The 13,440-nt window shown below is 61.5% G+C and carries 8 protein-coding genes; 6 read left to right on the top strand and 2 right to left on the bottom strand.

All coding sequences use genetic code 11. From position 1 onward, the window contains the following. Positions 1 to 54: 54 nt before the first annotated feature. Both GTP23_RS01715 and GTP23_RS01710 read right to left on the bottom strand, forming a co-directional pair. Positions 55 to 1,389 (bottom strand): cyanophycinase, encoded by a 1,335-nt coding sequence (locus GTP23_RS01715; RefSeq protein ID WP_161033599.1) that lies wholly within the window; start codon positions 1,387 to 1,389, stop codon positions 55 to 57. Positions 1,390 to 1,495: 106 nt separating this feature from the next. Next, positions 1,496 to 4,249, bottom strand: coding sequence for a TonB-dependent receptor (locus GTP23_RS01710; RefSeq protein WP_161033598.1), 2,754 nt, complete (start codon positions 4,247 to 4,249; stop codon positions 1,496 to 1,498). A 171-nt stretch (positions 4,250 to 4,420) separates the two neighbouring features. On the opposite strand from GTP23_RS01710, the gene GTP23_RS01705 reads away from it, so the two are divergent. The 6 genes from GTP23_RS01705 (at position 4,421) to GTP23_RS01680 (ending at position 13,380) form a co-directional block, all read left to right on the top strand. Beyond that, positions 4,421 to 5,560, top strand: a complete 1,140-nt coding sequence (locus GTP23_RS01705) for a succinylglutamate desuccinylase/aspartoacylase family protein (RefSeq protein WP_161033597.1) — start codon at positions 4,421 to 4,423, stop codon at positions 5,558 to 5,560. A gap of 12 nt (positions 5,561 to 5,572) precedes the next feature. Beyond that, positions 5,573 to 6,997, top strand: coding sequence for a YfcC family protein (locus GTP23_RS01700; RefSeq protein ID WP_161033596.1), 1,425 nt, complete (start codon positions 5,573 to 5,575; stop codon positions 6,995 to 6,997). Positions 6,998 to 7,138: 141 nt separating this feature from the next. Further along, positions 7,139 to 8,536, top strand: coding sequence for an argininosuccinate lyase (gene argH / locus GTP23_RS01695; RefSeq protein ID WP_161033595.1), 1,398 nt, complete (start codon positions 7,139 to 7,141; stop codon positions 8,534 to 8,536). 129 nt (positions 8,537 to 8,665) lie between these two features. Beyond that, positions 8,666 to 9,238 (top strand): TRAP transporter small permease subunit, encoded by a 573-nt coding sequence (locus GTP23_RS01690; RefSeq protein ID WP_161034584.1) that lies wholly within the window; start codon positions 8,666 to 8,668, stop codon positions 9,236 to 9,238. Between the two features lie 36 nt (positions 9,239 to 9,274). Next, entirely contained in the window at positions 9,275 to 10,921 is a 1,647-nt protein-coding gene (locus GTP23_RS01685) for a TRAP transporter large permease (RefSeq protein WP_161033594.1), read from the top strand. A 206-nt stretch (positions 10,922 to 11,127) separates the two neighbouring features. After that, positions 11,128 to 13,380 (top strand): M4 family metallopeptidase, encoded by a 2,253-nt coding sequence (locus tag GTP23_RS01680; protein ID WP_161033593.1) that lies wholly within the window; start codon positions 11,128 to 11,130, stop codon positions 13,378 to 13,380. The last annotated feature ends 60 nt before the right edge of the window (positions 13,381 to 13,440 follow it).

Here is a 13,440-nt window from a genome sequence, read left to right as displayed (position 1 = left end):
AGGGATGGCGCATGACACGCCATCCCTTCAATATACCTGATTTTCTGCCCGCTGCTAGCGGTAGCGGTAGAGCGGCGCCTGTAACTGTATCGGCCGCACATCCATACGCAGTTTCAGCACGGAGTAAGCCTCCACTTCGGTCGAGCTATAACCGACGCTGTTGATAGTTTTACTAAACCTGAACTCGAAACCGATATCTGGGTAAGCGTCGCGCGGATTGCCGAAGGCGATGCCTATGGCTTCCTGCTGGGCGTTGTCGATCAGGTTGACCATCAGATCAAGCACCGCGTTATTGCCCAGAATATCGTTGGTGAACACGGGTTCGCGGGTTTCCGGCTGGTTGGGATCGAGCTTGTTGTCGGCCTTGTCCGGCGACGGAGTAAATTCGCGCGTCACCAGATTGAACTTGTCGCCCCGGTCCAGATAGCTGATGGTGGCATTGCTGATGTTGAAGCCCTTGATGCCACGGTCGGTAATCGCCGCCGACAGGTCCAGCAGCAGCGCGCCGCTATAGCCGATGATTTCCACATCGCGCCTGGCGTTGACCACCATGGCGGTGTTCTCATCGATGCCCAGACCGATCTGATAACCCTTCTTCAGCATCACAGGGATCATGCGGGCAAAGCGGCCGCGCACCAGCAGGTGCTGGTCGACGAACACGTCGTCACCGATGAAACCCAGTCCGGCCGAAATCTCGTTCCCTTCCGTGACACCCTGCTTGAGCATTTCCAGTGTGCTCTTGGCGTCATAGAACATGGTGGTACTCATGATGGCGGCACCCGCACTGGAACCGGCCACCACGCCACCATCGCGGTACACATCCCACACCGCATCAAGTGCTGCCGTATGCTTGCCGTCGGGTCGCACCAGCGCCCGGGTGATGCGCGCCTGATCGCCGCCGGTGAAATAGATACCGGTGGCCGAATGGATGGCCGCCACCACTTCAGGATCTTCCGCCGCCTTGCGGTAGTCGCTATTCGGCAGCGTCACACCGAGTGGAATGAAGAAGGCCTGCGCGCCGTACTGATTGAGTTTGTTGATGGTGTTCTGGGCCGACTGCTCGGGATTGATCGAGGCCGAGCCGAACACGCCGATACGGGCGCCCTTGCCGCCTGCCAGTTGAACAATGCGCTGCCAGACTTCGGCGTTGTCGGCCCGCAGGCCGCCGCCAATGATAACCAGATTGCCGGCCGGTGGTGCCAGCACCGGTTTGGGCGGTGGCACCGCTTTAGCCGGCTTGCTCGAGCTTTTTGCAGCCTGCTGCGGCTTGCCTGCCGGCGCTTTGGCGGCCGGCGTGCTGACCGCTACCTGTGCCGCCTGCACACTGGCACCGCATAGCAGCAGCCATAGCAAAAGCACTCGCAGTAGCGTAAAACCTGAGAAATTCATGTAGCCCTTCCTAGTAAAACCGGCGCCGCACTCACGCGCGGCGCCGTCGTAGCGCAGATCATACCAATCAATTGGCCTGTCTGGCTTAATGCATCATTACGTTACATTATTTGAACGCGTAATTAGCAGTGGCGAAGAAGCGACGACCACGTGGATCAGTGTAGGTCGGATCATAGCCGGAGATGAAGTAGAAGGCCTGATTCGAGTACGGCGGCGCCGTATCCAGCAGATTCTGCACGCCGGCACGCAGTTTCAGTGCCTTGTTCACCTGCCATGCGCCCGACAGATCCCACAGCGAGTAGGCTTTTACGCGGTTTTTTGCCACCACCGAACCATCGCCCGTGTTGATCGCGGTATTCTGGTCATCATAGCCGCTCGAATAGGTATTCGACAGGCTGGCCGAGAACGGGCCTTTATCCCAGTCGAAGGTGATGGTATGGCGCCAGCGCTGTACCACGCTATCGGTGACAAAGCGGCCCAGATTGCTCAGGTAGGCGTCACCTACATTGTTCTGAACCTTCGATTGCAGCACATAGGTGCCGGACAGGTGGCCGCCGAAGCGGCCCATTGCCGTCTGCACGCCGCGGTAATCGATGGTCAGATCCAGACCGGAGGCAAGCTGCGCACCACGGTTTTCCTTGCGCATTTCGATGTAGTCGATCATACCGTCTTCATCGCGATGCACCAGATTACCGTATTTGGCCAGATTGCCAAGGATGACGTCATCACCGATTTCGCCTATCAGGTCGGTGCGCTTGATGTTCCAGTAGTCAAGCGAGAGCGAAGCATTTTTCACCGGCTCCAGCACCATGCCCAGCGAGTACTGGCGGCTATGTTCCGGTTTCAGCTTGTCGTTCGAATAGCGACGAGTATTCCAGGCGTCGGCACAATCGGCGTAATTGTTATCCACGGTGGCGCAGTACACAGGGTCAGGCAGGGTTGCCGTGCTGCTGAACACCGTAGGACGGTACAGATCCGACATCGACGGTGCGCGGAAGCCGCGGCCGGCCGAAGCGCGGAACAGCATGGTCTTGGTCGGGGTGTAGCTCAGGCCCACTTTCGGGCTGGCGGCACCGCCCACTACCTGATAGTGGTCGTAACGGGCCGATACCTGTGCCTGCAGCTGCTTGGTGAACGGCAGCAGCAGTTCGCCATAGATAGCCTGCACGCTGCGCTTGTCGCTGGTCGGGCGGCCGCCTTCCGGTGCGAAGTCATTGTTGATGTTATCGCTCATCAGCAGCGCCGACGGGGTGAAATCCGTGCGTTCGTGGCGCACTTCGCCACCGACCGCCATGGCAGCATCACCGCCACCCAGTGCGCCCAGCGCATGCGAAACCTTGAAGTCGATCGAATCCATCACCCCGCGGGCATGGCGCACATCGTCGTTCACCTGGATGGAATCGAGCAGGGCGACGCCGGCCGCGCTGGACGGGCCGAACGGATTGATCAGGCCATCGTAGATGCCCTTCAACAGTTTGTCGTACAGCACGTAGCCGTGGGTGTCCTTGTCCTTGATGGTGTTGACGCTGTGGTTCAGGCCCACGTCGTAGTCCCAGCCGCCGGCACTTCCCGTCAGGCCCAGCACGATGCGCTGGCTTTCGCTGGTCAGTTCGCTGGTACGGCGGCCCGCTTCATTCAGGCGCATACGCAGCGTAACATCGCCCACCGTATCGTCGTCCGCACTGGCGACATCCGAATCCAGCACATATTTGGCCAGTTCCGGAATGCGTTTGTAATTGATCGCGCCCGTCACCCGCGCCGAGGAACCGACGTAATAAGTCTTGGAGCGGCTCAGCGCCACTTCGGCAAACAGCTGGTTGTCCGGATTGAGTTGCAGCACGCCGCGCGACAGCAGGTTGACCTTGTCCGACTTCGGATACAGCTCGGTGTCGCCCATGTAGTTGTAGGTGCAGGCATCCGCCCCGCCGGTACCTTTAGGCAGGTACAGATTGGCCGGCGGTGCGCAGTTCGGCTGCGACAGGTTGATGGTGCGGCCGGTGATAGGCTTACCGTTAATGGTGAAACCATGGTCCTGCAGGTAGTCAAACTGGGCGCCGGTCAGGCGGATATTGGCCGGGCTAGTATAGCCGGACAGCAGGTGCGGCAGGCGTTCGGCGATATGCAGATCATCGATGAATTTACGCTGCGAGGTATTCAGTGCGCCCGTGCGCTGCACGTCCACCACGGCGAAGACGTTGTAACCATCGCGGCCCAGATCACCGGTACCGGCACTCAGGCTGGCCGTACGCTTGCCGGCGCCACCTTCCTGCGTCTTGTTACCGTAGGCATTCAGTTCCAGCCCCTGGAAGTCCTTGCGGGTGATGAAGTTGATCACACCGCCGATAGCGTCCGTGCCGTACAGCGCCGAAGCACCGTCCAGCAGCACTTCCACGCGCTGGATGGCAGCGGCCGGGATGTTGTTCAGGTCCACGCCCGTATCGTCGCCGGGCGAAGCAAAGTTGGCCATGCGGCGGCCGTTCAGCAGCACCAGCGTGGACGAGGTACCGATGCCGCGCAGATTGGCGCTATTGAAGCCGCGCTGGTCGCCGCCGACGTTGATGCTGGCGCCATCGGTCAGGCCGCCCACGTTGGCCGATACCCGCGCCATCAGTTCGGACGCAGTGGTCACGCCAGCCTTGTCGATTTCTTCACGGGTGATGACCTGCACCGGCAGTGCGGTTTCGGATTCGATGCGGCGGATGGCCGAACCGGTGATCTCCACCTTGGGCACCGGCACGGCGCTGACCGCCGCCTCCTGCGCCTGTACCTGCTGTATCAGGCCGGCCACGGCCCCCACTCCCAGCGCCAGTTTGACCGCCAGCGCCATATTCGAAACCTGCAATTTGCGTGCTGCACCCATGTTATTTGCTCTCTCAGTTGAAGAAATAATTACATTAAACTAACTGTACGCACATCATGACTAAAACTCAAGAAAGCCCGTGCAGATTCCGCATATGTACATTTACTTTGTGAAAATAGTGCTACATACTCAATCTTTGTCGAATTATTCATAGGCGTAGACCAGGCCATCATGCAAGTTCACCAACACCCCATCTCTGGCGCTCACAGCAACGCCCATTACCAGCTGACCAGTCTGCATTTCGGCACGCCGGGCAGCGGCAAAAAAGTGTATATACAAGCCTCGCTGCACGCCGACGAAGTGCCGGGCATGCTGGTGGCGCAGTTCCTGCGCAAGGAGCTGATCGCGCTGGAAGCGGCGGGCCGCCTGCAGGGCGAAGTGATCCTGGTGCCGGCCGCGAATCCCATCGGGCTGGCGCAGGCCATCCACGGCGCCGCCTTCGGCCGATTTGATCTGACCACCGGTATCAACTTCAACCGCGCCTACAAGCACGTGGCAGACGACCTGAAAGCCTCGCTGGCCGGCCTGCTGGGGCAGGATGCCGACGCCAACGTGGCGCTGATCCGTGCCCACGCGCGCACCTCCATCGCCACCTGGCATCCGGCCACGGATGCGGAAGCGCTGAAGAAAATCCTGATGACCATGGCCGTCGATGCCGACATCGTGCTCGATCTGCATTGCGATAACGAGGCGGCGCTGCACATCTATGCGGGAACGCCGCTGGCCACAGCCATCGCGCCGCTGTCGGCCATCATGGGCGCGCAGGCCGTGCTGCTGGCCTATCAGGCTGGTGGCGAACCGTTCGACGAAGCCTGCAGCCGCCTATGGTGGGATCTGGAGCGCCACTTCGAAGGACGCTACCCGATACCGCCGGCCTGCGTGTCCACCACGGTGGAGCTGCGCGGCGAACAGGAAGTGAGCTACGCGCTGGCGCAGAAGGATGCAGCCGGCCTGCTGCAGTTCCTCATGCTGAATGGTGTGGTGCTGGCAGCCGATGCCGCCGCCGAAGCGGCCGCCCGCGTGCTGCCTGCGCCGCTGTGTGAAGCCACGCCGCTGGAAGGCGTGGAACCGCTGTATGCACCGCACCCCGGCATTCTGGTCTACACGCGCGAACTGGGCGAGCGTGTGGCAGCAGGCGATGCGATTGCCGACATCATCGATCCCGTCAGCGGCGAAACCACCGTGATCCATGCCGGCGTGGCCGGGGTGTTCTTTGCCCGCAGCGCGCACCGCCATGTGATCCGTGGCATGAACATCGGCAAAATCGCCGGTGCCACCGCTTACCGCGCCGGCGATCTGCTGAGCCAATAAGAAAGCCCGCCCATGAGCACTCCTAGCAACCATGCCGCCTCGGGCAGCAAAAAGAAACTCAAGCTGCCGCATACTTTCGTCCTGCTGTTCATCATCCTCGCGCTGATTGCCGCGGCAACCTGGCTGGTCCCGGGCGGCAAATACGATACCCATCTGGTCAACGGCAAGCAGCTGATCGATCCGGCCAGCTTCCACTACATCCCCAGCGTGCCGCAAGGCTTTACGGCGCTGATCAAGGCGCCCATCAAGGGCTTTGTGGAAGCGGCGCTGATCATCGGCTTCGTGCTGGTGGTGGGTGGCGCCTTCGCCGTGCTGCAGAAGACCGAAGCCGTCGATGCCATGATCAAGGCGCTGGCGCGCGCGCATGACAGCTCGCCCTTCATCCAGAAGGCGCTGATCCCCGTGTTCGTCACCATGTTCTCGATAGGCGGCGCCACCTTCGGCATGAACGAAGAAGCCATCCCCTTCGTGATGATCTTTGTGCCGCTGGCACTGGCGCTGGGCTATGACACGGTCACCGGCGTTTCGATTCCCTTCCTCGGCTCGCAGGTCGGCTTCGGCGCGGCCTTCCTCAACCCTTTCAACGTCGGCATTGCGCAAGGCATCGCCGGGGTGCCGGTGTTTTCGGGCTGGGGCTACCGTCTGATCGTGTGGGTGATCGCCACCGGCGTCACCATCGCTTTCCTGATGTGGTATGCGGCGCGCATCAAAAAGAATCCGCAACTGAGCCCTACCTATGCGCTGGACTTGGAGAAACGCAAGGAGCAGCCGCATGGTCTGGGTGATTTCCACGGCATTACGGGCCGCCACAAGCTGGTGCTGGCCATCTTCGTCGCTGCGCTGGCCATCATGGTAGGCGGCGTGGTGGGCTATGACTGGTATATCGATGAAATCGCCGCGCTGTTCCTCGTGATGGGCATCGTCATCGGTCTGGTCGGCAAACTCGATTCCACCCAGATCGTCGAGAGCTTCATACAGGGCGCGCGCGATCTGGTCGGCACGGCGCTGGTGATTGCGCTGGCGCGCGGCACCATGATCCTCGCGCGCGATGCCCACATCATCGACACCATGCTGCATGGCCTGATGCCGCTGGTGCAGTCCTCGCTGCCCGTGTTCGCGGCGTGGAAAATGTTCGGCATCCAGACCGTGATCAATTTCTTCATCCACTCCGGTAGCGGTCAGGCTGCGCTGACTATGCCCATCATGGCGCCGCTGTCCGATCTGGTGGGCGTGACGCGCCAGACGGCGATTCTGGCTTTCCAGCTGGGCGAACTGACCACGCCTATGATCCCCACCTCGGGCATCACGGTCGGCGTGCTGGCACTGGCCCGCATCCCCTGGATTACCTGGGCCAAGTGGATGATACCGCTGCAGCTGATCTACGCTGCACTGGCGCTGGCCATGCTGGTACCGCCCTGCCTGATGAACTGGCAGTGAGGCACGATCAGGCAAAAACTGCAAAAAACCGCAGTTGATGCCTGATTTTAGTAGGCAAAAACGCAAGGTTGACATATTTTTGAGCAGCCCCGGTTTATAATCACCGCTGACATTAATCCTGCATCTCCTTACGCTTCCACTATGACTGCACAACTTTCCAAGAAAAGCGAAGCCTGGTCGGCCCGCTTCAACGAACCGGTTTCCGATCTGGTCAAACGCTACACTGCCTCGGTTTTCTTCGATAACCGCATGGCCAAGGCCGACATTCAGGGTTCGCTGGCTCACGCCGAAATGCTGGCCGCTCAGAGCATCATCAGCGCCGCAGACCGCGCCGAAATCGAACGCGGCATGGCACAGATCAGCGCCGAAATCGAAGCCGGCACCTTCGAGTGGCTGCTCGATCTGGAAGATGTGCACCTGAATATCGAAAAACGCCTGACCGAACTGGTAGGCGATGCCGGCAAGCGCCTGCACACGGGCCGTTCGCGTAACGACCAGGTAGCCACCGACATCCGTCTGTACGTGCGCTCCGCCATCGACGATGTGCTGGCCCTGCTGCACTCGCTGCGCAGCGCGCTGGTGGATCTGGCCGAGAAAAACGCCGACACCATCCTGCCCGGCTTCACCCACATGCAGGTAGCCCAGCCGATCACCTTCGGCCACCACATGCTGGCCTATGTCGAAATGTTCGGCCGCGATGCCGAGCGTATGCTGGACTGCCGCAAACGCGTCAACCGCCTGCCGCTGGGCGCCGCCGCACTGGCCGGCACCACCTTCCCGATCGACCGCGAGCGCGTCGCCAAGACGCTGGGCTTTGACGACGTCTGCCACAACTCGCTGGATGCCGTGTCGGACCGCGACTTCGCCATCGAATTCACTGCTGCCGCTTCGCTGATCATGACCCACGTGTCGCGCATGTCGGAAGAGCTGATCATCTGGATGAGCCCACGCGTGGGCTTCATCGATATCGCCGACCGCTTCTGCACCGGTTCGTCCATCATGCCGCAGAAGAAAAATCCGGACGTGCCGGAACTGGCCCGTGGCAAGACCGGCCGTGTGTACGGCCACCTGATGGGCCTCCTGACCCTGATGAAAGGCCAGCCGCTGGCCTACAACAAGGACAATCAGGAAGACAAGGAACCGCTGTTCGACACCGTCGATACGGTAGTCGATACGCTGCGCATCTTTGCCGACATGGCAGGCGGCATCAGCGTCAAGCCGGACGCCATGCGTGCCGCTGCCCTGCAGGGCTACGCCACCGCCACCGATCTGGCCGATTATCTGGTGAAAAAAGGTCTGCCTTTCCGTGACGCCCACGAAGCCGTGGCCCACGCCGTGCGCGCCTGCGACGGCCTGAAGATCGATCTGGCCGAAATGACACTGGAACAGCTGCGTGCCTTCTCGCCGCTGATCGGCGACGACGTGTTCGCCGTGCTGACGCTGGAAGGCTCGGTCGCAGCGCGTGACCACGTGGGCGGCACTGCCCCGGCGCAGGTACGCAAAGCCATCGCGCGCGTACGCGCCCAGCTGGCTGGCTAAACCCTGCCCCAGCCGCGCCGGACCAGGATAGTCCGGCGCGGCTGAAACCATCAAACTGGCTGGCTACCCTGCCGCCACCGTGGTGTATCTGCCGGAGACGTTGCCGGACGTAGAGGAGTTCTCATGTTCATGAAGCTTGCCCGCGCCATCGACCGACTCAACGAAGCCATCGCCCATGCCGTGGGCTGGGCCTTGCTGGCTGCTGTAATGATCTGCAGCGGCAATGCGCTGATGCGCTACACCTTCAGCCTCAGTTCCAACGCCTGGCTCGAGATCCAGTGGTATCTGTTTGCCACCATGTTCATGCTGGCTGCCGCCTACACCCTCAAGCGCGACGAGCATGTGCGCATCGACGTCATCACCAGCCGCTTTTCGCGCCGCACGCAGGTGTGGATAGACCTGCTGGGCTTCATCCTGTTCCTGCTGCCGATTGCGCTGCTCATCCTTTACTACGGCACACCGTATGCACTGCTGTCGCTGCAGAGCGGCGAAATGTCGCCCAATGCCGGTGGCCTGATCGTCTGGCCCGCCAAGCTGCTGGTGCCACTGGGCTTTCTGCTGCTGGTGCTGCAGACGCTGGCCGAAATCATCAAGCGCATCGCCTTTCTGGCCGGACGCATAGACGATAGCAGCTTCACCCGCACGGCCCACAACCCGCAGGAAGAAATCGCTGCCATCAAGGCCGCCAACCACATCGATTGAATCCCTAGCCCAACCAGCACGTCATAAAGGAAGTTCATGGAAGCATTCCTGACGGCGAATCTCGCCCCCATCATGTTCGCGGTACTGGTGCTGTTCCTGCTGTCGGGCTTTCCCGTAGCGTTTGCACTGGCGGCCAACGGCCTGTGTTTCGGCCTGCTGGGCATAGAACTGGGGCTGCTGAAACCGGAACTGCTGCAGGCCCTGCCCAATCGCATCTTCGGCATCATGGCCAACGACACCTTGCTGGCCATCCCCTTCTTTACTTTCATGGGGCTGATACTGGAACGCTCAGGCATGGCGGAAGACCTGCTCGACACCATAGGTCAGCTATTCGGCCCTATCCGTGGCGGCGTGGCCTATGCGGTGATTTTTGTCGGTGCCCTGCTGGCCGCCACCACCGGCGTGGTCGCCGCATCGGTAATCTCGATGGGCCTGATTTCGCTACCCGTGATGCTGCGCTATGGCTATGACCGCAAACTGGCAGCCGGTGTAATCGCTGCATCCGGCACGCTGGCGCAGATCATACCGCCCTCGCTGGTGCTGATCGTGATGGCCGACCAGCTGGGCCGCTCGGTGGGCGATATGTACCGCGCCGCCTTCGCGCCCGGCCTGCTGCTGACGGCCCTGTATGCGAGTTATGTGCTGGCCCTGTCCATCTTCAAGCCGGCCACCGTGCCGGCCCTGCCGCTGGAAGCGCGCAACCTGCGCCAGCCCAACGGCGACAGCGGCGTGCGTTCGCTGCTGGTACTGGTGCTGGGCGCGATTGCTGCCGCATGGCTGTTCGCGCACTACTGGGGCGAGCGCCATCCGGCCATGGCCAGCGATGAACTGGGTATCGCCGCCGCTTCGCTCGGCATCGTCGGTGCCTTTCTGTTCGCCCTGCTGAACCGCCAGTTCAAACTGGGCCTGCTGTCGCGCATGGCGGAAAAAGTCGTGTTCGTGATGGTGCCGCCACTGGCGCTGATCTTCCTCGTGCTGGGCACCATCTTCATCGGTCTGGCCACGCCGACCGAAGGCGGCGGCATGGGCGCCATGGGCGCACTGCTGCTGGCACTGTTCAACCGGCGCCTGACGCTGGACCTGACCAAGCAGGCCATGCACAGCACCACCCGCTTATCCAGCTTCGTGGTATTCATCCTGATCGGCTCTACCGTGTTCTCGCTGGTATTCCGTGGCGTGAATGGCGACCTGTGGGTGGAGCACCTGCTGTCCGCCCTGCCCGGCGGCGCCACCGGCTTCCTGATCGTGGTGAATTTGCTGTTCTTCGCACTGGCCTTCTTCCTCGATTTCTTCGAGCTGGCCTTCATACTGGTGCCGCTGGTAGGCCCCGTGGCCGACAAGCTGGGCATCGATCTGATCTGGTTCGGCGTGCTGCTGGGCGTGAATATGCAGACTTCCTTCATGCACCCGCCATTCGGCTTTGCGCTGTTCTATCTGCGCTCGGTGGCGCCCAAGGAAGTCAAAACCAGCGATATCTACTGGGGCGCCATCCCGTTCGTGCTGATCCAGATCCTGATGGTGGCGCTGATCATAGGCTTCCCCCAGCTGGTCACCGTGGGCAAAAAGGTCGATATGAAGGAGCAGCTGGAACTGCGGCTGGACAGTCCTGCACCGGCAGCCGAAGAGCACAAGGACGGCGAACCGCCGCCGCTGAATTTTTCCGTCGACGACGAGAAAAAATAGCCTTCCGGCCTGGGGCTGGCAATGCAGGCACCAGCCCAAACTTGACCGCTCATCAACGAAAGTGTGGCGCAACAACCGCACTTGAAATTCACACTCGCATCACCCTTGATTTGTGACAGTACCGTAGTCCCTGCGCGGCACTAGCGTGCTCTATCCGCCGCGCGGAATGGGCCGCAATGGCGCGATCGATATCAAGGGAGACGATGATGAAACCTGCACCTCTAAGCGCGCTCTGGCCTTTACTAGCCACCATGGCTGGCTACTGCACTGCTGCCTACGCCGCACCCCAGCTCATGGCGCCGCCTGTCACCACGCTCAGCCCGCAGCAGAGCAGCAATCTGCTGACCCAGCTCACCGCCATGGATGCAGCACGCGGACTGGCACCCGAACTAAGCGTGCGCCTGAGCAGCCAGCATCCGGGCACCACGGGCCAGAAAATCGTCCGCACCCAGCACACCTACAAGGGTTTGCGTATTTTCGGTTCCGAATCCGTGGTGGTCACCGATACTGCCGGTACCATCGTCAGCGTGGCCAGTACCGACCGGCGCGGTGTGGCGACCGGCGGACTGGCGCCCCTCGCTGCAGCCGATGTGCCGCCCGCGATCAGCCCCGCCGAAGCAATCCGCATTGCTGCCAGTTCGGTCGCGCCACGCGGGGTGGACCGCTGGCCGCCCAGCGCCGAGCTGCTGATATTCCCCGTCGCCCGTAGCGTGCGCGTGCCCGCGGCGCAAAGCAAACAGGAAACCGAACTGAATGCTGCCGATGTGCAGGAAGTGATAGAACGTTACGCGCTGGCCTATTACGTCAAGACGCGCATGGCGCAGGATAACAAGCCGGTGTACTACGACACCATCATCGATGCCAATACGGGCGCCATCCTGGCCCAATGGCCCGCACTGAAAACTGTGGTCGGTAGCGGCAACAGCCAGTACAACGGCGTTGTGCCCATCAATACCAGCGTGGCGACCAGCGGCTTCCAGATGCTGGACACCACGCGCGGCAGCGGCGGAAAGTACGGCGGCATGGCCATCACCAATGCCAACCACAGTTCGGCCGATAATCCCGACCCCGGCAATATCTACACCAACAGCAGCAATAGCTGGGGCGATGGCAAGCAGTATGTGAACGGCGGCAGCACCACCAGCGCCAACGGCCAGACCGCTGCGGTGAATGCGTTGTGGGGGCTGATGAATACCTACGACGCCAACCGTAATGCGCTGGGCTGGCATTCGCTGGACGGTAACAACACGGCCACCTATATCGCCGCCCACGTCGACACCAGCTACGACAATGCCTTCTACGACGACGGCTGCAAATGCATGTACATCGGCGACGGCAACCATTTCAACAGCCTGGGCGCCATCGACGTGATCGGCCACGAAATGTCGCATGGTGTGACTGCTGCCACGGCCGATCTGGTGTATGCGGGCGAATCGGGCGGACTGAATGAATCGAACTCGGACGTCGGTGGCGAAATGGTGGAGGCCTATGCGCGCGCTGGCGGCACGGGCAGCGTGATCCCTGCCAGCGGCAACGACTGGATGATGGGCACGGAGATCAGCAAGAACGGCCAGCCGCTGCGCTGGATGTACCGCCCCAGCAAGGACGGCAGCAGCCCCGATGCGTGGAGCAGTTCGCTCAAATACCTCGACGTGCATTATTCCAGCGGCCCGAATAACCGCATGTTCTACTTCCTCGCGCAAGGCTCCAGGGCCGATCCCGCCTCGGACTACTACAGCAAATACCTGACCCGCACACCGGCTGCCATGCACGGCATAGGCAGCGACAAGGCTTACCGCATCTGGTTCAAGGCACTCACCACCAAATTCACTTCGACCACCGGCTACGCCGATGCCCGTGCCAAAGTGCTGGAAGCGGCGCAGGAGCTGTATGGCGCCAGTTCCAAGGAGGCCATCGCCGTGCAGCGCGCCTACGCCGCCATTAATGTGGGGGCCGACATCGACGAAGCCGATGGCGGCGGAGGCGAACCGCAGGGCGCGGAGCGCATCATCAACGGCGGTTTCGAGGACGGCATAAACGGCTGGAAAGGCGCGACGGCCGTCATCGGCAGCGACCCTGCGCAGGTGGCCTACGAGGGCACCCGTTACGCCCGCATGGGCGGCAAAGGCCACACCACCAATCAGGTGCTGACGCAGAGTGTGAGCATACCGGCCAGCGCCACGCAGGCCACGCTGAGCTTTGCCACACATATCGAGACGGGCGAAGTGCATCCCGTGGCGTATGACCAGCTCACGGTGACACTCAAGGATAGCGTCGGCAAGGTGGTGCGCACGCTGGCGCGCTACAGCAACAAGGATGCGGTGGCGGGCTACCAGTTGCACAGCTTCGATGTGCTGGCGCAGAAGGGCAAGACGCTGACCCTGAGTTTTGCCATGCACGAGGATAATTCCAAGCCGACGTTCTTCGTCATCGACAAAGTCAGTCTGCTGACCAACTAGCCCTGCGGACCTGGGGTATGCCGGGCACTCAGCCGGATTGCGAGCCGATGCCGAAATCGG

The sequence above is a fragment of the Duganella fentianensis genome (genome assembly GCF_009857835.1).
Lineage (GTDB): Bacteria > Pseudomonadota > Gammaproteobacteria > Burkholderiales > Burkholderiaceae_D > Rugamonas > Rugamonas fentianensis.
This window is presented reverse-complemented; position numbering and strand designations above follow the sequence as displayed.

What these genes read in the sequence shown, in the direction of transcription:
- argH (WP_161033595.1), top strand. Translation starts at nt 7,139, where the DNA reads ATGACTGCACAACTTTCCAAGAAAAGCGAAGCCTGGTCGGCCCGCTTC.
- GTP23_RS01715 (WP_161033599.1), bottom strand. Translation starts at nt 1,389, where the DNA reads ATGAATTTCTCAGGTTTTACGCTACTGCGAGTGCTTTTGCTATGGCTG.
- GTP23_RS01705 (WP_161033597.1), top strand. Translation starts at nt 4,421, where the DNA reads ATGCAAGTTCACCAACACCCCATCTCTGGCGCTCACAGCAACGCCCAT.
- GTP23_RS01710 (WP_161033598.1), bottom strand. Translation starts at nt 4,249, where the DNA reads ATGGGTGCAGCACGCAAATTGCAGGTTTCGAATATGGCGCTGGCGGTC.
- GTP23_RS01680 (WP_161033593.1), top strand. Translation starts at nt 11,128, where the DNA reads ATGAAACCTGCACCTCTAAGCGCGCTCTGGCCTTTACTAGCCACCATG.
- GTP23_RS01690 (WP_161034584.1), top strand. Translation starts at nt 8,666, where the DNA reads ATGAAGCTTGCCCGCGCCATCGACCGACTCAACGAAGCCATCGCCCAT.
- GTP23_RS01700 (WP_161033596.1), top strand. Translation starts at nt 5,573, where the DNA reads ATGAGCACTCCTAGCAACCATGCCGCCTCGGGCAGCAAAAAGAAACTC.
- GTP23_RS01685 (WP_161033594.1), top strand. Translation starts at nt 9,275, where the DNA reads ATGGAAGCATTCCTGACGGCGAATCTCGCCCCCATCATGTTCGCGGTA.